General features: G+C 66.8%; 15 protein-coding genes. 13 read left to right on the top strand and 2 right to left on the bottom strand.

The annotated features are described in order from the left end of the window. The first annotated feature begins 78 nt into the window (after positions 1–78). The 7 genes from gshA (at position 79) to ACNKW1_RS07160 (ending at position 6868) form a co-directional block, all read left to right on the top strand. The gene (gene gshA / locus ACNKW1_RS07190; RefSeq protein ID WP_418363919.1) at positions 79–1377 is read left to right on the top strand and encodes a glutamate--cysteine ligase; all 1299 of its coding nucleotides are present in this window, start codon (positions 79–81) and stop codon (positions 1375–1377) included. A gap of 59 nt (positions 1378–1436) precedes the next feature. Beyond that, on the top strand, positions 1437–2393 hold the full coding sequence (gene gshB, locus ACNKW1_RS07185; RefSeq protein WP_418363918.1) for a glutathione synthase: 957 nt from the start codon (positions 1437–1439) through the stop codon (positions 2391–2393). A 29-nt stretch (positions 2394–2422) separates the two neighbouring features. Then, positions 2423–3445 (top strand): FAD:protein FMN transferase, encoded by a 1023-nt coding sequence (locus ACNKW1_RS07180; protein ID WP_418364089.1) that lies wholly within the window; start codon positions 2423–2425, stop codon positions 3443–3445. A 25-nt stretch (positions 3446–3470) separates the two neighbouring features. Then, a complete protein-coding gene (locus tag ACNKW1_RS07175) occupies positions 3471–4175 on the top strand; it encodes a YhcB family protein (RefSeq protein ID WP_418363917.1) in 705 nt (234 codons plus the stop codon). A gap of 170 nt (positions 4176–4345) precedes the next feature. Further along, entirely contained in the window at positions 4346–5230 is an 885-nt protein-coding gene (locus tag ACNKW1_RS07170; protein WP_418363916.1) for a DUF6279 family lipoprotein, read from the top strand. Positions 5231–5286: 56 nt separating this feature from the next. Continuing rightward, positions 5287–6171 (top strand): DMT family transporter, encoded by an 885-nt coding sequence (locus tag ACNKW1_RS07165; RefSeq protein ID WP_418363915.1) that lies wholly within the window; start codon positions 5287–5289, stop codon positions 6169–6171. A gap of 94 nt (positions 6172–6265) precedes the next feature. After that, positions 6266–6868, top strand: a complete 603-nt coding sequence (locus ACNKW1_RS07160) for a 2-hydroxychromene-2-carboxylate isomerase (protein WP_418363914.1) — start codon at positions 6266–6268, stop codon at positions 6866–6868. A gap of 4 nt (positions 6869–6872) precedes the next feature. On the opposite strand, the gene ACNKW1_RS07155 is transcribed toward ACNKW1_RS07160, so the two are convergent. After that, entirely contained in the window at positions 6873–7580 is a 708-nt protein-coding gene (locus ACNKW1_RS07155; protein ID WP_418363913.1) for a hypothetical protein, read from the bottom strand. A 100-nt stretch (positions 7581–7680) separates the two neighbouring features. Here ACNKW1_RS07155 and ACNKW1_RS07150 point away from each other — a divergent pair, with 100 nt between their 5' ends. Beyond that, positions 7681–9612, top strand: coding sequence for an ATP-binding cassette domain-containing protein (locus ACNKW1_RS07150; protein WP_418363912.1), 1932 nt, complete (start codon positions 7681–7683; stop codon positions 9610–9612). A 27-nt stretch (positions 9613–9639) separates the two neighbouring features. Here the strand turns inward: ACNKW1_RS07150 and ACNKW1_RS07145 are convergent, their stop codons facing one another. After that, positions 9640–10836, bottom strand: coding sequence for an HD-GYP domain-containing protein (locus ACNKW1_RS07145; RefSeq protein WP_418363911.1), 1197 nt, complete (start codon positions 10834–10836; stop codon positions 9640–9642). Positions 10837–11036: 200 nt separating this feature from the next. Between ACNKW1_RS07145 and thrH the strand changes: the two genes are divergently transcribed. From thrH to ACNKW1_RS07120, 5 genes are all read left to right on the top strand, one after another. Further along, on the top strand, positions 11037–11648 hold the full coding sequence (thrH, locus tag ACNKW1_RS07140) for a bifunctional phosphoserine phosphatase/homoserine phosphotransferase ThrH (protein WP_418363910.1): 612 nt from the start codon (positions 11037–11039) through the stop codon (positions 11646–11648). Between the two features lie 8 nt (positions 11649–11656). Beyond that, positions 11657–12532, top strand: coding sequence for a formyltetrahydrofolate deformylase (gene purU / locus ACNKW1_RS07135; protein ID WP_418363909.1), 876 nt, complete (start codon positions 11657–11659; stop codon positions 12530–12532). A 132-nt stretch (positions 12533–12664) separates the two neighbouring features. Beyond that, positions 12665–14065, top strand: coding sequence for an aspartate kinase (locus ACNKW1_RS07130; protein ID WP_418363908.1), 1401 nt, complete (start codon positions 12665–12667; stop codon positions 14063–14065). A 242-nt stretch (positions 14066–14307) separates the two neighbouring features. After that, on the top strand, positions 14308–16104 hold the full coding sequence (locus ACNKW1_RS07125; RefSeq protein WP_418363907.1) for an acyl-CoA dehydrogenase C-terminal domain-containing protein: 1797 nt from the start codon (positions 14308–14310) through the stop codon (positions 16102–16104). 106 nt (positions 16105–16210) lie between these two features. Next, the gene (locus tag ACNKW1_RS07120; protein ID WP_418363906.1) at positions 16211–18622 is read left to right on the top strand and encodes a 3-hydroxyacyl-CoA dehydrogenase/enoyl-CoA hydratase family protein; all 2412 of its coding nucleotides are present in this window, start codon (positions 16211–16213) and stop codon (positions 18620–18622) included. The last annotated feature ends 17 nt before the right edge of the window (positions 18623–18639 follow it).

The raw sequence follows: 18639 nt of genomic DNA, 5'->3' as shown, positions 1-18639 counted from the left end.
CGCGTGCCCTTGGTGTAATATTTCGGCCAATCCATTCGCTGCCCCGCCCGGGTTTGCAGCGCTCTCAAGAGACACTTCATGGTTCCCCATCTCACCACTGCACTGACCGGCCCCCTGCTGGAGCTGGAGCGCCAGTTTCTGGACAACGCCACCGAGATCGAACGCTGGTTCCGGGACCAGTGGCAGGACCACATGCCGCCCTTCTACGGTTCCACCGACCTGCGCAACTCGGGCTTCAAGCTCGCGCCGGTCGACCTGAACCTGTTCCCCGGCGGCTTCAACAACCTCAACGACGCCTTCATGCCCTTGTGCGTGCAGGCGGCGCAGGCGGCGATCGAGCGCATCTGCCCCGATGCCAGCAAGCTGCTGCTGGTCCCCGAGAACCACACCCGCAACCAGTTCTACCTGCAGAACGTGGCCAAGCTGGTGTCCATCCTGCGCCTCACCGGCCTGGACGTGCGCATCGGCAGCCTGCTGCCCGACATCGCCGAGCCGACCGTGCTGGAGCTGGCCAACGGCGCCACGCTGACGCTGGAGCCGCTGCGCCGCAGCGGCAGCCGCATCGGCCTGGACAACTTCGACCCCTGCGCGGTGCTGCTGAACAATGATCTGTCCGCCGGCATTCCAGCGGTGCTGACGGGGTTGGACGAACAGTGGCTGATCCCGCCACTGCACGCCGGCTGGCACTCGCGCCGCAAGTCCAAGCACGCCGAGTGCTACGACCGCGTCGCGCACGAGTTCGCGACCGCGATCGGCATCGACCCCTGGCGCATCAACCCAGAGTTCGGCGTGTGCGGCCAGATCAACTTCCAGGAGCGCACCGGCGAGGAGTGCCTGGCGGCGCAGGTGGACTCGCTGCTGACCCGCATCCGCGCCAAGTACAAGGAATACGGCGTCACCGATGAGCCTTTCGTCGTGGTCAAGGCGGATGCCGGCACCTATGGCATGGGCGTGATGACGGTGAAGGATGCCTCCGAGGTCGTCGGCCTGAATCGTCGCCAGCGCAACAAGATGGCGGTGGTGAAGGAAGGCCTGCAGGTGCAGGAAGTCATCATCCAGGAGGGCGTGCACACCTTCGAGACGGTGGAGGACGGCGTCGCCGAACCGGTGGTGTACATGATGGATCACTACGTGGTGGGCGGCTTCTACCGCGTGCACACCGAGCGCGGCCGCGATGAGAACCTCAACGCGCCGGGCATGCACTTCAAGCCGCTGGCCTTCGACACCTGCTGCACCCTGCCCGACGCAGCGCAGGGACCCGATGCGCCGCCCAACCGTTTCTACGCCTATGGCGTCGTCGCCCGCCTCGCGCTGCTCGCGGCCTCGGTCGAGATCGAGGAAACCGAACCCGTGACGGATGAGGCGTTGATGGCGTGAGTGGGACGGCGGCGCCTCGGGGCGCCCCGCTTCGGCAAACTGACGCAGGCAAGGACGGTATGAACCGCAAGCTCAAGCTCCTCTTCATCCTGGATCCGCTCGAGGGCCTCAAGGCCTACAAGGATTCCAGCATCGCGATGATGCGCGCCGCCGCGCGCCGTGGCCACGAGGTGTGGTCGCTACAGCGCGCGGGGCTTACCTGGCGCGAAGGCGTGGTGGTGGGCACGGGCTGCGTGCCGCTGGACGTCTGTGACGACGATGCCGCCTGGTACCGGGCGGGTGTGGCGCAGGCCGTGCCGCTATCGGCGTTCGACGCGGTGCTGATGCGTCAGGACCCGCCCTTCGACTTCGAGTACGTCACCGCCACCTGGCTGCTTGAGCGTGCGGCGCAGGCCGGCGTGCGGGTGTTCAATGATCCGCGTGCGGTGCGCGACCATTCCGAGAAGATCGCGATCACCGAATTCCCGCAGTTCACCGCGACCACGCTGGTGGCGCGCGACCCGGTGGACATTCACGCCTTCATCGACGAACTCGGCGACGTCATCCTCAAGCCGCTCGACGGCATGGGCGGCAGCCAGATCTTCCGCGTGCGTGCGGATGACCCCAACCGCAACGTGATCGTCGAGACGCTGGCCCACGATGGCGCGCGCACGATCATGGCACAGCGCTACCTGCCCCAGATCGCCGAGGGTGACAAGCGGGTGCTGATCATAGGCGGCCAGGTCGTGCCCTTTTCGCTGGCGCGCATCCCCCGGGCCGGTGAGACGCGCGGCAACCTGGCCGCGGGCGGGCGCGGCGTGGCGATGCCGCTCACGCAGCGTGAGCGCGAGATTGCCGAATACCTCGCCCCCATCCTGTGGCGGCGGGGTCTGCTCATCATCGGCCTGGACCTGATCGGCGGCTACCTCACCGAGATCAACGTCACCAGCCCGACCTGCATGGTCGAGATTCATGCCCAGCAAGGCTTCGATGTCGCCGGCTTGGTGGTCGACACGCTGGAACAGGCGTGCGCCTGAGCATCACCGTCGATTCATTCCCGGCGGTGATGCGCGGGGTCGGGCTGCTGCTGGTTGCCGTACTGCTCGCAGCCTGCTCGCGCGCGGAGGTGTTCCGGCATGAGGCGTATGTCTTCGGCACGCGGGTCGATGTCGCGGTGTATGGCGACAGCCAGGAAGCGGCCGATGCGGCGGCCTACGCCGTGCTGCGCGAATTCGACCGCCTGCACCGCGCCTACCATGCCTGGGAGCCGTCTGAGCTCACCGCGCTGAACGCTGCGCTGGCCCGTGGCGAAACGGCGGACGTGTCTGACGAGCTGGCCGCAATGCTGGCTGATGCCCAGCACATCGCCGCCACCGGTGATGGGCTGTTCAATCCGGCGCTTGGCGCGCTGATCGCGCTCTGGGGGTTTCACACGGACACCTTCGTGCCACAGCGGCCCGACCCGGCGGCGCTCGAAGCCCTGCTGCAGACGCGTCCGTCCATGGACGACCTGCACATCGAGGGAAACCGCGTGAGCAGCCGCAACCCGGCGGTGCAGCTCGATCTGGGCGGATACGCCAAGGGCTACGCGCTCGATCGTGCCGCGGCCATCCTGCGCGAGAACGGGGTGAACAATGCGCTCATCAACATCGGCGGCAATGTCATGGCGCTGGGCCGCAAGGGCGACCAGCCGTGGCGCATCGGCGTCCAGCATCCGCGCATGCCCGCGCCCATCGCCACCCTGCCGTTGTACGATGGAGAAGCGGTAGGCACCTCCGGAGACTATCAGCGCTACTTCGAACTCGACGGCGAGCGCTTCTCGCATCTTCTGGATCCGCGCACCGGCCAGCCTGCGCATGGCACTCAGGCGCTCACCATCCTGATCTCTCCGCGCGAGGGCGCCGGCACGCTCTCCGATGCGCCGAGCAAGCCGGCTTACCTTGCCGGTGATGCGTGGCGAGAACATACACGCCGTTTCGGTATCGAACACGCGTTGCGCATCGCTGCCGATGGGCGGGTCGAGGTAACGCGTGCGCTCCGAGCGCGCCTGCAGTTCATGTCGCCCGTGGAGGCGACGGTCATCGATTGAAAAGCAAGGGAGGAAGAAGATGGATATGACACCGCAAACCGCCTGGTTGATCGCAATCTCTGCCGTCGTCATCGTCGGCATCGTCGCTTTCTTCATCGGTCGCAAGTCGGCCGGTACGAAGGAGCGTATCGATCAACTCGAAACCGAACTCCGGAGCAAGCAGGAAGAGGTCGAGGGCTATCGCAAGGAGGTCGAGGCGCACTTCGACAAGACCGCCACGCTGTTCGTGTCGATGGCTGGCGGCTACAAGGAGCTGTTTCAGCATCTGTCTTCCGGCTACGAGAAGCTGTCTACCGGATCGGCGCGCGAGCTTTTCCAGCAGCGCGTGGATGCACTGCTGGTGGGTACGGCCCAGGGTGCGGACGAGCAGGCTGGCAAACTCATCGCAGGGGCTGCCGCCGGTGCGGCAGTTGCTGCGACTGCGGTCGAGGCTGAGTCTGTGGCAGCCGATGTCGGCGCTGAAGCTGCTGCTGCAACCGCGCAGGACAGCGAGGCCGCGAAGGGTGCCGCGGATGAAAGCGCTATGGCTGAAGGCGTCGCAGCGGGCGGGCAGTCTACGCCCGAGGAGGCTTCGGCGGCGGCTGCAGGAGAGGCTCCCAGCGACACGTCTGCCCAAGCTGACGAGGATGTGGAGCGTGCTGCGGTGGAGCCGGTTGCCGATGCTGCGGATCGCAGCACCAATGAGGCGGCCGGCGTCCAGGCCGCGGATGAGCGGCAGGACGCCCGCTAAGCCACTCGCGCCCGCCCGACCGTACAGGTTCACGCCCCGTCGCCGGCCCTGCGGGCCGGGTGCGGGAGGGAACGCGTCCGCTGGCGGAAATACGCCCGCGCGTGCTGCACCGGCTGCGCCGCAAAGTATGGCGCCAGAGAACTTCCCCCGTGCGGCAGCGTCTCTCCACCATGCCGAAGACGCTCCGTGCGCTACTTGTGATCCTGCTCGCCGTCCTCCTGCTCGGGGGATGCAGTCTGCGTTTTGCCTACGGCAAGCTGGACTGGCTGGTGCCGTGGTACGTGCGTGATTTCGTGACCCTGGACGCGGGGCAGCGGAGTGACCTCTACCGCCGCCTCGCCGTCCAGCTGACGTGGCACTGCCGCACCCAGCTTGCCGACTATGCCGCGGGTCTGCGAGATGCGCAGACCTTGTTCTCGAGCGATCGCGTCGACGCGGCGCAGCTCGAGGTCTTCCTCCGGCGTGGGGAGGCTTGGTGGCGGGCGGTGCTTGGCGCGCTGATGCCGGACGCCGGCGCCCTGCTTGCCGGCCTTTCTCCCGCCCAGGTCGACGAACTCGATGTCTCGCTGCAGCGGCGCATGGCAGATGCGCGGCAGGACTACCTCTCCGGTAGCGAGGCAGAGCAGCACGCGGCGCGTGTGAAGCGCATGCAGAAGCGCCTTCATCGCTGGCTGGGCGCGTTGAGCCCGCAGCAGCGCGGGCGTGTCGAAGCGTGGAGCCGTGCGTTGCTGCCGACGACCGAGACGTGGCTGCTCGACCGCGAGCGACGCCAGTCTGCGCTGGTAGACGTCCTGCGCACCGGAGCGGATGCCGCCGCCCTGTCGTCCCACATCCGCCCCCTGCTGTTGCCGGACGAGGCGCGCCTGCCGCCCGCACATCGCGAGCGGCAGGCGCGCAACCGGGCGCTGACCCTGCAACTGCTGGCCGATCTGTTCAATGAGGCGGACACGGGGCAACGCCGCCGCCTGCTGGGCGAGGTCGATGCGCTTGCCAGTCAGTTCGAAAGCATGGCCTGTACGGAGCCTGTTCGCGTTTCCGGCGCCGGCAGCCCATAATCCGGTCCTTTCCGGACGCCCCTTGTCCGGCCACGCCGCAGCCCGGCATGCTTCCCATGCACAAGACCGAACTCGACCGCCTCGCCATCGGCATGATGCTGCTGTTCTGCACCATCTGGGGCTTGCAGCAGGTTGCGATCAAGCTCGCCATCGCGGGGATATCACCGGTGTGGCAGGCCGGGCTGCGTTCGATAGGCGCTGCGCTGATCGTCCTGCTGTGGTCGCGTCTGCGCGGTGTGCCCCTGCTGGCGCGCGATGGCAGCCTGTGGCCCGGGGTGCTGGCCGGCGCGCTGTTCGCGGCCGAGTTCGCGCTGATCTTTCTCGGGCTGCAGTTCACCACTGCCTCGCGGGGTGTCATCTTCCTGTACACCGCGCCCTTCTTCGTCGCGCTCGGTGCGCGCTGGCTGCTGCCGCTCGAGCAGATGCGCAAGGCGCAGTGGGCGGGTATGGCGCTGGCGTTCATGGGCATCCTGGTCCTGTTCGGCGAGCATCTGCTCGCGCCGGTCGGCGCCTCGTGGATCGGCGATCTGATGATCGTCCTGGCTGCGGTGTTCTGGGCTGCGACCACGCTGACGGTGAAGGCGAGCGTGCTGGCGCGCGTATCGGCCGAGAAGACCCTGCTCTATCAGCTCACGGTGTCGGGCCTGGGGTTGCCATTGCTGTCGATCGTGCTCGGCGAACCCGGCGTGTTCGCGCCGACGCCTGCGGTCTGGACGAGCCTCTTCTTCCAGACCTTCATCGTGGCCGGTGCGTCCTACCTGGGTTGGTTCTGGCTGATCCGGCAGTACCCTGCGACGCGCCTGTCGTCGTTCTCCTTCCTCACGCCGGTAATGGGGGTGCTCGCGGGCGGACTGCTGTTGGGTGAGCCGCTGACGCCAGCGGTGTTTGCCGCGCTGGGGCTGGTGGGGGCGGGGATCTGGGTGGCGAACCGGCCGCGCTGAAGCCTCCCGGCGGTGTATCCGTGCCGGACCCATGATGCCGTGCGAGCGTGTTCGCCTATAGTGACGAAGTTCGTCCCCTGCAAGGAGCCTTGCCATGGCCCGTCCGGTCGTCGATTTCTGGTTCGAGTTCGCCAGCACCTATTCCTATCTGGCGGTGATGCGCATCGAGGAGGCCGCGCAGACGGCCGGTGTGGCGCTTGCGTGGAAGCCTTTCCTGCTGGGGCCGGTGTTTCTCGCCCTGGGCTGGAACGATTCGCCCTTCAATATCTATCCGCCCAAGGGGCGGTATATGTGGCGCGACCTGGAGCGCTTGTGTGCCAGGAATGGACTTCCGTTCCGGCGCCCAAGCCGCTTCCCGCGCAATGGCCTGCTTGCCGCGCGGGTGGCGCTGATTGGCGTGGAAGAGGGCTGGGTTGCGCGTTTTGCGCGCGCGGTAATGACGGCGAACTTCGCCGAGGACCGCGAGATCGGCGAGGTTGACGTGATCGAGGACATTCTCGGCACGCTCGGATTGCCGGTCGCCGAGATCATGGCGCGTGCGCAGAGCGAGGACAACAAGCTCGCCTTGCGCCGGCAGACCGAGTTGGCGGCCGAACTTGGCCTGTTTGGTGCGCCCAGCTTCAGGGTCGGCGACGAGTTGTTCTGGGGCAACGACCGCCTGGAGGATGCCCTGGCCTGGGCAAGACAGTCGGGTTGAGTGCCTATTTCTTCTTCGCGGCCTGCTCTTCCTCGTAGCGGCGGATGCGCTCGTCGTAGCGCGCGCGGTCTTCAGCTGCCTGTTGGGCGCGGCGCGCCGCCGCCTCCTCTGCGCTGCGGCGCTCGCTGGCGCGTTGGGCCTCGGTCTCGGCGCGCTTGCGTGCGGCCTCGGCCTTCGCAGCATCCGCTGCGGCGTCGCGCTGAGCGCGGATGCGCTCCGCTTCGGGGGAAGGCGCGATGCCCGCGTCCGGACCGGGTGCAGGCGCGGCGGCTGGGGCTGTGGTGGGCAGTTCGCTGGGTGTGGCGGGCGTGAGCGAACGCGCATTGCCGCCCGTGTCCGCATGCGCGGCAGCACGCTGGCGCTCGTGCAGGGTGATGCCGCGGGCCTCGGCTTCAAGCGTCCGGGCGCGCTGGATCGTCTCCAGACGTTGCTTCCGCGCCTGGTCGATGCAGCGGTTGACGAGGAATTTCTCATGACAGCCCGGCACGGTGGCCTCGAAGGTGGCCTCGGCCTGGTCGCGCAGGGCCTTGCCCTCGGCCTCCAGCGCTGCGGCGCGTGCGCGCTCGGCGGCCCGGTGCGCCTCGTCGTCCGTCTGTGCCCGCAGCGGACTGGAGAGCAGGGCGGACAGGGCGAGCGGGACGAGCAACAGGCTGCGGGGAAGCCGGGCACCATTCGAGGACATGGAGGAGGCGGGGCGTGGGCGGATCATCATGCGCGCTGGTTTCCGGGGTCGAGGTTCCGGGTTCGGTTGGGCTGGCGCGTAGAATAGCGCCTTTACTTCAATCCGCGGCCCCGCGGCCGTGTATCCGTTCGTGATCAGTCTTCGCAATTTGCGCCTCGCGCGCGGTGCCAAGGTCCTCATCGAGGCCGCCACGCTGCAGATCCACCCCGGCTGGAAGGTCGGCCTCACCGGCGCCAACGGCAGCGGCAAGTCCAGCCTGTTCGCCCTGCTGCGCGACCAGCTCCACCCCGACCAAGGCGACCTCGACCTGCCGCCGGGTTGGGTGATCGCCCACGTCGCCCAGGAAACGCCCGGGCTGGCGCAGCCGGCGATCGACTACGTGCTGGACGGCGACGCCGAGCTGCGCCGCATCGAGGCCGAGCTGGCCGCGGCCGAGGCCGCCCACGATGGCTCACACATTGGCGAACTGCATGCCCGCCTGCACGAGATCGGTGGCTACGCGGCGCGTGCGCGCGCGGCAGCGCTGCTCGACGGCCTGGGCTTCCTGCAATCCGACATCGAGCGTCCGGTGTCCGATTTCTCCGGCGGCTGGCGCATGCGCCTGAACCTGGCGCAGGCGTTGATGTGCCGCTCCGATCTGCTGCTGCTCGACGAGCCCACCAACCACCTCGACCTCGACGCGGTGATCTGGCTCGAGGCCTGGCTGCGCGATTACCGCGGTACGCTGCTGCTGATCTCGCACGACCGCGAGTTCCTCGACGCCTGCGTCACCCACATCGCCCACATCGAGCAGCAGAAGCTCACCCTTTACACCGGCGGCTATTCCGACTTCGAGCGCCAGCGCGGCGAGCGCCTGATCCAGCAGCAGGCGATGTTCGAGAAGCAGCAGCGCGACATCGCGCACATGGAAGACTACATCCGCCGCTTCCGCGCCAAGGCCACCAAGGCGCGCCAGGCGCAGAGCCGGATCAAGGCGCTCGAGCGCATGGAGCGCATCGCCGCCGCGCATGTGGACACGCCCTTCAGTTTCGCCTTCCGTGACGCACCGCCGGCGCCCGACCCCTTGCTGCAGATCGAGGACGGTGCGGTGGGCTACGGCGACAAGACGATTCTGGAGCGCATCACGCTGACCCTGCGCCCGGGCGAGCGCGTCGGCCTGCTCGGGCGTAACGGCGCCGGCAAATCGACCCTGATCAAGCTGCTGGCCCACGAGCTGCAACTGGCCAGCGGCCGCCGCCTGGAGGGCAAGGGCCTGGCCACCGGCTACTTCGCCCAGCACCAGCTGGAAACGCTGCGCCCGGACGAATCGGCGCTGCAGCACATGGTCCGCCTCGACCCACAGACGCGCGAGCAGGAGCTGCGCGACTACCTCGGCGGCTTCGACTTCCGAGGCGACGGTGTGGGTGGCACCTCGACGCCAGCGACGACGCCCTGCGGGCCGTTCTCGGGCGGCGAAAAATCACGACTCGCGCTGGCGCTGCTGATCTGGCAGCGTCCCAACTTGTTGCTGCTCGACGAGCCCACCAACCACCTCGACCTCGAAATGCGTCATGCGCTCACCATGGCGCTGCAGGACTACGAGGGGGCGATGGTGCTCGTCTCGCACGATCGCGCGCTGCTGCGCGCCACCTGCGACCGCTTCCTGCTGGTCGATGGCGGGCGCATCCAGCCCTTCGACGGTGATCTGGACGATTACCGCGACTGGCTCGCCAGTCGCCGCGCCGAAGTCGCCGCCGCCGCCGCCTGCCCCGATCAGGTGGCGGACAAGGCGGCGCGCAAGGCCGACCGCGCCCAGGCTGCCGCCGACCGCCAGGCGCGCCTGGTGGCGCGCCGGCCGCTGGTGAAGGAGATCGAGCAGATCGACAAGCGTCTGGCGGCGTGGAACAAGGAAAAGGCCGAGATCGACGCGCAACTCGCCGACCCGGCGCTCTACACCGGCCCGCAGGCGAGCGAGGTGCCGGCGCTCAACAAGCGTCAGGCCGAGCTTGCCGGGCGCATCGAGGAAGCCGAGCTGCGCTGGCTGGAGCTGCACGAGGCGCTCGAGGCGATCCCCGCCGACTGAGCGGCCGGCGGGACCGGCCGCCGCCCCTCATTCCGGCAGCCAGCGCGCCGGGTCGATGTTCCAGGCCTCGAAGTCCTCGTGACCAACGATGCGGTCCTGCGAGTGGCGCAGGTCCACCGTCTCGGGCGTCAGGTAGTAGCCGCGGGTGTGGAAGATCACCTTCACCACCGGCTGCATCAGGTTCTCGGGGGTCTGCGCCTGCACCACGGCCAGGCGGCGGCTTTCGAGGCGTACCAGCGAGCCGGTGGGATAGATGCCCACGGCGCGGATGAAGGCCTGCACCAGCGTCGGGTTGAAGTGGAACTTGCTCCATTCGAGCAGCTTGCGCAGCGCCTCGGTGGGCGCCATGCCCTTGTGATAGACGCGGTGCGAGGTGATCGCGTCATACACATCGACGATGGCGCCCATCTGGCCATAGAGGCTGATCTCGTCACCCTTGAGCCTGTTCGGGTATCCGGTGCCGTCAAAACGCTCGTGGTGCTGCGCGGCCACGTCCAGCGCGATCTGGCTGATGCCCGGCGTGCCCTGCAGGATGATCTTGCTTTGCACGACATGGCTTTTCATCTTGGCGAACTCGGCGTCGGTGAGCTTGGCCGGCTTGTTCAGGATCTGGTCGGGAACCTTGGCCTTGCCCACGTCGTGCAGCAGGGCACCAATGGCGATCTCGTGGATGATCTCGCGCGGCAGTTCCAGCGTGCGTGCGAACGACGTCATGAGTGCGCACACCGAGACCGAGTGCTGGAAGGTGTACTCGTCATGGTCCTTGAGCCGCGCCAGCGGCAGCATCGCGTCCTGCTGACGGAAGATGGAGTCGACGATGCGCTCCACCAGCGGCTCGATCTGCTCGAGCTGGATCTGCTTACCGAGGCGGATGTCGCCCATCATGTCGCGCACGATACGGTTGGCTTCGCTGTGCAGATTGCGCGCGCGCTGGACCTCGTGCTGCACCGAGGCCTGCTGGGCCGGTGCGACGATTGCGATCGCCTCGAGCGCCTCATCGACTTCGTGGGCGGCTTCTTCCTGCGTCGGGGCCTCTTCCAGGTCGAGCCCGCGGCTGGTGTCGATGTAAAGCTCATGAACCCCCAGCGCACGCACCTTGTCGACAATCTCCGATGATTTGACCGGGAAGCGGTTGCGCACGAAGTTGTGCTCCATCCAGCCGCAATTGAGGTCGTGGATGTACATGCCCGGCAGGAGCTTTTCGATGGGGATAAGTTTGATCATGACGAATTGAGCCTGGAATTGGCAGAATTATCTTATTTAGTGCTCGTGCCTGCTACAGGAAAAGAAGCCCGATCCGAGACATAGTCCTCATGCGAACCGCGCCCATTGGAGGCACCTATGGTTGCGTCCCCGTGGGGGGAGCGGGCGAATGCTAGAATCGCGCCCTTGCCATTCCATTCATTCGTCTGCAGGAGCGTACGGTGCGTATCGTCTGTCTCGACCTCGAAGGTGTGCTGGTCCCCGAAATCTGGATCGAATTCGCCGAGCGTACCGGCATCCCGGAGCTGCGCCGCACCACCCGCGATGAGCCCAATTACGACACGCTGATGAAGTACCGCCTGAACATCCTGGCGGAGAAAAAGCTCGGCCTGCCCGACATCCAGGGCGTGATCGCCAGCATGGGCCCGATGGAAGGCGCGCGGGCGTTCCTCGACGCGCTGCGCGACACCTACCAGGTGGTGATCCTGTCGGACACCTTCTACGAGTTCGCCAAACCGTTGATGAAGCAGCTCGGCCTGCCGACGCTGTTCTGCCACAGCCTCGAGGCCAACGACGAAGGCATCCTGGTCAACTACCACCTGCGCATGCCCGACCAGAAGCGCGAGGCCGTCAAGCGCTTCAAGGAACTGAACTTCAAGGTCGTCGCCGCGGGCGACTCCTACAACGACACCGCAATGCTGGGCGAGGCCCATGGCGGCATCCTGTTCCACCCGCCGGAAAACGTCGTGCGCGAGTTTCCGCAGTATCCGGTGGTGCGCGACTACACCGCGCTGCGCGCCGAGATCGACAAGGCATTCGCCCGCGCCGGCTGATCCAGACCATGCATCGCGAGCGCTTCTACACCCTGTCCGCCTCCTGCCCCGACCGCGTCGGTATCGTTGCCAAGGTTTCCGGCTTCATCGCCGAGCACAAGGGCTGGATCCTCGAGACCTCGCTGCACGCCGAGCCGCCGCAGGATGGCGAGGCGATCGGCCGCTACTTCATGCGCATCGAGATCAAGGCCGGCTCGCTGCCCTTCCACCTCGCCGAGTTCCGTGAGCGCTTCCGGCCCCTGGCCGAAGAGCTCGAGATGGAGTGGAAGATCAGCGACTCCGCGGTCAAGAAGCGCGTCGTGATGCTGGTCAGCAAGCAGGAGCACTGCCTGTACGACCTGCTCGCGCGCTGGCAGTCGAAGGAGCTCGACATCGAGATCCCGTGCGTGATCTCCAACCACGACACCTTCCGTGGCTTCGTCGAGTGGCACGGCATTCCCTTCCACCACGTGCCCGTCACCGCCGACAACAAGGTTGCGGCCTATGCCGAGGTACAGCGCATCTTCGAGGAGGTGCGTGGCGACACGATGGTGCTGGCGCGCTACATGCAGATCCTGTCGCCGGACCTCTGTGCCGCCTACCCCGGCCGGATCATCAACATTCACCACAGCTTCCTGCCCAGCTTCGTCGGTGCCAAGCCCTACCACCAGGCGTGGGCCAAGGGCGTCAAGCTGATCGGGGCGACCTGCCATTACGTTACCGCCGACCTCGACCAGGGGCCGATCATCGAGCAGGACGTGATCCGCATCGATCACTCGGATGCGGTCGAGGACATGGTGCGCTACGGCAAGGACATCGAGAAGACGGTGCTCGCGCGCGGCCTGCGTTACCACCTGGAAGACCGGGTGCTGGTGCACGGCAACAAGACGATCGTGTTCCGCTGAGCGGGATGGAGACTGGCGCGGCGAGTGGCGGCGGAGCAATGTTCAAGCGCGTCACAAACCAATACGATCGCGGATTTGGAAGGGTTTCACGGCATAACTGGAATGAACGTCATGCAAAGTTCGGAAAAACGGATGATCTCGGTTGAAAAGATCGGCGGCACGTCGATGTCCGCCTTCGGCGATGTGCTGCGCCACATCATGCTGTATGACAGCGCGCGTATCTATGGCCGTATTTACGTGGTGTCCGCCTATTCCGGCGTGACCAATCAGCTTCTGGAGCACAAGAAGACCGGCGAGCGGGGCATCTATGCGCTGTTCGCAGAAGGGGCGGACTATCACGCGGCGCTCAACGGCCTGGCCGTGAGTCTCAAGAAGCTCAATGCCGGGTTCGCCGATCTCGGGCTGCCGCTGGACGTCGCCGATGCATTCGTCGACACCCGCATCGGCGAGGTCAAGAAGTATCTCGATGCGATGCATCACGTACTCGCCAGCGGCTACATCCTGCGCAAGGACGTGCTGCTTGCGGCGCGCGAGGTGCTGGCCTCGATCGGCGAGTCGCACAGCGCCTTCAACAGCGTCGAGATGCTCAAGGCCAAGGGGGTCAATGCGATCCTGCTGGACTTGGCCGGCTTCCACGACGATGAGGCCTGGACCATCGACGAGCGTATCCAGAACAGCTTCAAGGGGCTGGACATCGCGAACAACGTGATCGTCGCCACCGGCTACACCAAGGGCACCGAAGGCATCATGCGCGAGTTCGACCGCGGCTATTCGGAGGTCACCTTCAGCAAGATCGCGGTTGAGGTGCGTCCGGCCGAGGCGGTCATTCACAAGGAATTCCACCTCTCCTCGGCCGACCCCAACATCGTCGGGCTGGAGAATGCGGTGGTTGTGGGGGCGACCAACTACGACGTGGCCGATCAGCTCGCCGACGTCGGGATGGAGGCGATCCACCCCAAGGCGGCCAAACCGATGGAACTGGCCGGCATCCCGATCCGCCTCAAGAACACCTTCGAGCCCGAGCATCCGGGCACGCTGATCACCAAGGACTACGTGGGCGAGCGTGCGCGGGTGGAGATGGTGACCGGCAGCGACAAGGTCACGCTGGTCGAGATCCACGACCCCAGCATGGTCGGCACCGTCGGCTTCGACCTCGGCATCATGGAGATCTTCTGCAAGCACGGGATTTCCTACATCCTCAAGGCCACCAACGCCAACTCCATCGCCCATCTGCTGTGGGAGAACACGGTCACGCCTGCGCTGGTGGCCGAACTCGAGGCGCGCTATCAGGTGGTGACGGTTAAGAACAGCGCGATCGTGTGCGCGATCGGCTCCAACATCAGTATCCCCGGCGTACTCGCGCGCGCGGCGCAGGCGCTCGCGGACGCGCAGGTGAACGTAAACTGCGTCTCGCAGACCCTGCGTCAGGTGAACATGCAGTTCATCATCGAGCGTGGGGACTACAGGAAGGCGATCATCGCGCTCAACCACTCGCTTTGCGTCAGCCCCGGCGTGCCCGTTCCGCTGGCCTGAGTATCGCCCGGCGCCGCATTCGTGGCGCGAAAGCAGAAGGCGGCCCCGAGGGGTCGCCTTCTGCGTTTACGTCTGCGCCACCTGGACGGCGCGGACCGTTCGTTCCCCCGCCGTCGCAACGATGATTCAAACGATCGTTTGACATCGGCTAATGTCTGGATAAAATAAAACGAACGTTTGATTTACTTCTGCGGCCGCCGTCTGGCGGCCGCCGTCGATTCCACCCGAAGGAGACCTCCGCGATGCCCCAGTACACGCCGCCCCTGCGCGACATGCAGTTCGTCCTCCACGAAGTACTCGAAACCGTTGGCCAGCTTCAGGCCTGCCCGCCGCATGCCGAGCTCGACGTCGAAACCTTCAACGCGGTCCTCGAAGAGGCGGGCAAGTTCGCGGCCGAAGTGACTTTCCCGTTGAACGTCAGCGGTGACGCCGAGGGCTGCACCCTCGATCGCGGCACCCACGAGGTCAGCGCACCCAAGGGTTTCAAGGAGGCCTATGCGCAGTACGTCGAGGGCGGCTGGCCTTCCCTCGCCTGCGATCCCGAACATGGCGGCCAGGGTCTGCCCATCGTGCTCAACCAGTGCCTGTACGAGATGCTCAACAGCGCCAACCAGTCCTGGACCATGTATCCCGGCCTGTCGCACGGTGCCTACGAGGCCCTGCATGCGCACGGCTCGCCGGAGCAGAAGGCGACCTACCTGCCCAGGCTGACCAGCGGCGAGTGGACCGGCACCATGTGTCTGACCGAGCCGCACTGCGGCACCGACCTCGGTCTGTTGCGCACCAAGGCCGAACCGCAGGGCGACGGCACCTACCGCATCACCGGTGAGAAGATCTTCATCAGCGCCGGCGAGCACGACCTCGCCGCCAATATCGTGCATCTGGTGCTGGCCCGCCTGCCTGACGCGCCGGGCGGCAGCAAGGGCATCTCGCTGTTCGTGGTGCCCAAGTACCTGATCAATGCCGACGGCTCGCTCGGCGCGCGCAATGGCATCCACTGCGGCGGCCTGGAGCACAAGATGGGCATTCATGGCAACGCCACCTGCCAGATGGTGCTCGAGGGCGCGATCGGTACCCTGGTCGGCGCGCCGAACAAGGGCCTGCAGGCCATGTTCGTGATGATGAACGCTGCCCGCCTGGGGGTCGGCAACCAGAGTCTGGGGCTGACCGAGGTCGCGTTCCAGAATGCGCTCGCCTATGCCAAGGAGCGTATCCAGATGCGTAGCCTCACCGGCCCGAAGGCTGCGGACAAGCCGGCCGACCCGATCATCGTGCACCCCGACGTGCGCCGCATGCTGCTCACCGCCAAGGCCTATGCGGAAGGCGCGCGCGCGCTGCTGTGCTTCTGCGCGGTGCTCTCGGACAAGGAGCTGCACCACCCGGACGAGAAGGTGCGCCACGACAGCGCCGAGCTGCTCGCGCTGCTGACCCCGATCGCCAAGGCCTTCGTCACCGACAACGGCTTTGTCGCCACCAATGAGTGCATGCAGGTGTTCGGCGGTCACGGCTACATCAAGGAGTGGGGCATGGAGCAGTTCGTGCGCGATGCCCGCATCAACATGATCTACGAGGGCACGAACACCGTGCAGAGCCTGGACCTGCTCGGCCGCAAGGTGCTCGGCAACAACGGCGCCACGCTGAAGAAGTTCGCTCGCCTGGTGGGGGTGCTGGTCGAAGCGGAGGGCGTCAACGAGAAGATGGCCGAGTTCATCAATCCGCTTGCCCAACTCGGTGAGCAGATGAGCAAGTTCACCACCGAGATCGGCTTCAAGGCCCTGCAGAACCCGGACGAGGCGGGCGCTGCCGCGGTGCCCTACCTGCGCGTGGCGGGTCATCTAGTGTATGGCTACTTCTTCGCCCTGATGGCTTCGGTGGCGCTGAAGAAGATCGCAGCCGGCAGCTCCGACCCCTTCTACACCGCCAAGCTGCAGACCGCGCGCTTCTACTTCGCCCGCCTCTTCCCCGAGACCGCGATGCTGATGCGCACCGCGCGCACAGGCAGTGCGGCACTGATGGACACCGACGCGGCGTTGGCCTGACAACCGAGCCCGGGGTGCGCACACCGGGGCTTCGCTCGCACGGCCCACCTTCCGGCCGGCGAACGTCGTCCCGGGCGCGCCCCGCTCCCATCGCAAGGATTCACCTATGTCCCGATTCATCATCAAGCGCGTGGCCGTGCTCGGCGCCGGCGTCATGGGGGCGCAGATCGCCGCCCACCTGGTCAACGTCAAGGTGCCGGTCATCCTGTTCGACCTCGCCAAGGACGGCGCGGACAAGAGCGCCATCGCGCGCCAGGCCATCGTCGGCCTCAGGAAGCTCAAACCCAGCCCGCTCGGCGTAGCCGAGGATGCCGAACTGATCCGCCCGGCCAACTACGACGAGCACCTCGAGCTGCTGCAGGGCTGCGACCTCGTCATCGAGGCGATCGCCGAGCGCATGGACTGGAAGCATGCGCTCTACGCCCGCATCGCACCGCACCTCGCCGAAGGCGCGATCCTCGCCAGCAATACCTCGGGTCTGGCCATCGGCCAGCTCGCCGAGTCGCTGCCGGTGGAACTGCGCCCCCGTTTCTGCGGCATTCACTTCTTCAACCCGCCGCGCTACATGCCGCTGGTGGAACTCATCGCCACTGCCGACACCGCGGCGCAGGTGCTCGACAGCCTGGAAGCCTTCGTTACCTCCATGCTCGGCAAGAACGTGGTGCGCGCCAAGGACACACCCAACTTCGTCGCCAACCGCATCGGCGTCGCCGGCATGCTGTCCACCATGGCTGAGGCCGAGCGCTTCGGGCTCAGCGCCGATGTGGTCGATGACCTCACCGGCAAGCGCCTCGGTCGCGCAGCCAGCGGCACCTTCCGTACCGCCGACGTGGTCGGTCTGGATACGCTGGCGCATGTGATCCGCACCATGCAGACCCAGCTCCCGGCTGCAAGCGACCCCTTCCAGTCCAGCTTTGCCACCCCCGCGGTGCTGCAGGCCCTGCTCGAAAAAGGGCATCTGGGCCAGAAGACCAAGGCCGGCTTCTACCGCAAGCAGGGGCGCGAAGTGCTGCGCTTCGACCTGGCGCGCGGCGACTACGTGCCCGCCGGGCAGAAGGCCGATGCGGTCTATGGCCGCATGCTCAAGCGTCCGGCCGGCGAGCGCCTGCGCCTGCTGCGCGAAGCCGAAGGGCCGCAGGGCCGCTTTCTGTGGGCGATCCTGCGCAACGGCTTCCACTACGCTGCGCTGCACCTGCAAACCATCGCCGACACCGCGCGCGACGTGGATCAGGCGATGCGCTGGGGTTTCGGCATGCAGCAGGGGCCCTTCGAGCTGTGGCAGGAAGCGGGCTGGCTGGAGGTCGCCCGCATGGTGCAGGCGGACATCGACGCCGGCGTCGCACTGTGCGCCGCGCCGCTGCCCGCCTGGGTGTTCGAGGGGCCAGTCGCCGAGCGCGGCGGTGTGCACCAGCCCGAAGGCTCGTGGAACCCGACCACGGCGTGTTTCGAGCCGCCGCGTGCGCTACCTGTGCATGCGCGCCAGCTCTTCCGCGAGCGCGTGTTCGGAGAGGGGGGTGAAGACTGGCGCAATGCCGGTGCCACGGTATTCGAGGACGAGGCGATCCGGCTGTGGACGCTGGGTCGCAGCGGCATCGATGATGTGCTTATCGCCAGCATCAAGACCAAGATGCACGCCATCAGCCCGGCGGTGATTGCGGGCCTGTCGCGTGCGGTGGACGAGGCCGAGGCGCGCTTCGCGGGCCTGGTGGTGTGGTCGGGCGACGAGCCCTTCTCGGTCGGTGCCGATCTGCAGGCGACGCTGCCCGCCTTCGCCACCGCGGGCGTACAAGCGATCGAAGCCGCTGAGGCCGAGATGCAGCGCGTCTTCCTCAAGCTGCGCTATGCCCAGGTGCCCACCATCGCCGCGGTGCGCGGCATGGCACTCGGCGGCGGCTGCGAGCTGCTGGTGCATTGCGCGCGCCGCGTCGCCCACATGGAGAGCTACATCGGCCTGGTCGAGGTCGGCGTCGGCCTCGTCCCGGGCGCGGGTGGCCTCACCTACATCGCGCGCCGCGCCGCCGAGAACGCACGTACCAGCACTGGCGCCGACCTGCTGCCCTTCCTGTCCGAAGGCTTCAAGGCCGCGGCCATGGCCACGGTCGGCACCAGTGCCCTAGAGAGCCGCAAGCTCGGCTATCTGCTCGACAGCGATCTCGTCGTCGCCCACCGCGACGAACTGCTCTTCGTCGCCATCGGCGAGGCGCAGGCGATGGCGCGCGCCGGTTACCGTCCGCCGCTCGCGCGCTTGTTCCCGGTCGCCGGGCGCTCGGCCAAGGCCACCATCCTCGGCCAGCTGGTCAACATGCGCGACGGCGGCTTCATCACCGCGCACGACTTCCACATCGCCAGCCGCATCGCGCATGTGCTTGCCGGCGGCGAGGTCGAGGCCGGCACCTTGGTCGACGAGGCCTATCTGATGAAGCTCGAGCGCGAGGCCTTCTGCGGCCTCATCGTCCATCCCAAGACGCAGGCCCGCATCCTGGCCCTGCTCGACAGCGGCAAGCCGCTGCGCAACTGATTCCGCGGAGATCCACG

The organism is Thauera sp. WH-2, from assembly GCF_048321015.1.
Classification (GTDB): Bacteria; Pseudomonadota; Gammaproteobacteria; order Burkholderiales; family Rhodocyclaceae; genus Thauera.
Note: the sequence above shows the minus strand (reverse complement) of the source record. Positions and strands in the feature narration are given on the sequence as shown.

Excerpts from the sequence above, each read along its gene's own strand:
- gshA (WP_418363919.1), top strand. The coding sequence starts at position 79 with ATGGTTCCCCATCTCACCACTGCACTGACCGGCCCCCTGCTGGAGCTG.
- gshB (WP_418363918.1), top strand. The coding sequence starts at position 1,437 with ATGAACCGCAAGCTCAAGCTCCTCTTCATCCTGGATCCGCTCGAGGGC.
- ACNKW1_RS07180 (WP_418364089.1), top strand. The coding sequence starts at position 2,423 with ATGCGCGGGGTCGGGCTGCTGCTGGTTGCCGTACTGCTCGCAGCCTGC.
- ACNKW1_RS07175 (WP_418363917.1), top strand. The coding sequence starts at position 3,471 with ATGACACCGCAAACCGCCTGGTTGATCGCAATCTCTGCCGTCGTCATC.
- ACNKW1_RS07170 (WP_418363916.1), top strand. The coding sequence starts at position 4,346 with ATGCCGAAGACGCTCCGTGCGCTACTTGTGATCCTGCTCGCCGTCCTC.
- ACNKW1_RS07165 (WP_418363915.1), top strand. The coding sequence starts at position 5,287 with ATGCACAAGACCGAACTCGACCGCCTCGCCATCGGCATGATGCTGCTG.
- ACNKW1_RS07160 (WP_418363914.1), top strand. The coding sequence starts at position 6,266 with ATGGCCCGTCCGGTCGTCGATTTCTGGTTCGAGTTCGCCAGCACCTAT.
- ACNKW1_RS07155 (WP_418363913.1), bottom strand. The coding sequence starts at position 7,580 with ATGATGATCCGCCCACGCCCCGCCTCCTCCATGTCCTCGAATGGTGCC.
- ACNKW1_RS07145 (WP_418363911.1), bottom strand. The coding sequence starts at position 10,836 with ATGATCAAACTTATCCCCATCGAAAAGCTCCTGCCGGGCATGTACATC.
- purU (WP_418363909.1), top strand. The coding sequence starts at position 11,657 with ATGCATCGCGAGCGCTTCTACACCCTGTCCGCCTCCTGCCCCGACCGC.
- ACNKW1_RS07130 (WP_418363908.1), top strand. The coding sequence starts at position 12,665 with ATGATCTCGGTTGAAAAGATCGGCGGCACGTCGATGTCCGCCTTCGGC.
- ACNKW1_RS07125 (WP_418363907.1), top strand. The coding sequence starts at position 14,308 with ATGCCCCAGTACACGCCGCCCCTGCGCGACATGCAGTTCGTCCTCCAC.
- ACNKW1_RS07120 (WP_418363906.1), top strand. The coding sequence starts at position 16,211 with ATGTCCCGATTCATCATCAAGCGCGTGGCCGTGCTCGGCGCCGGCGTC.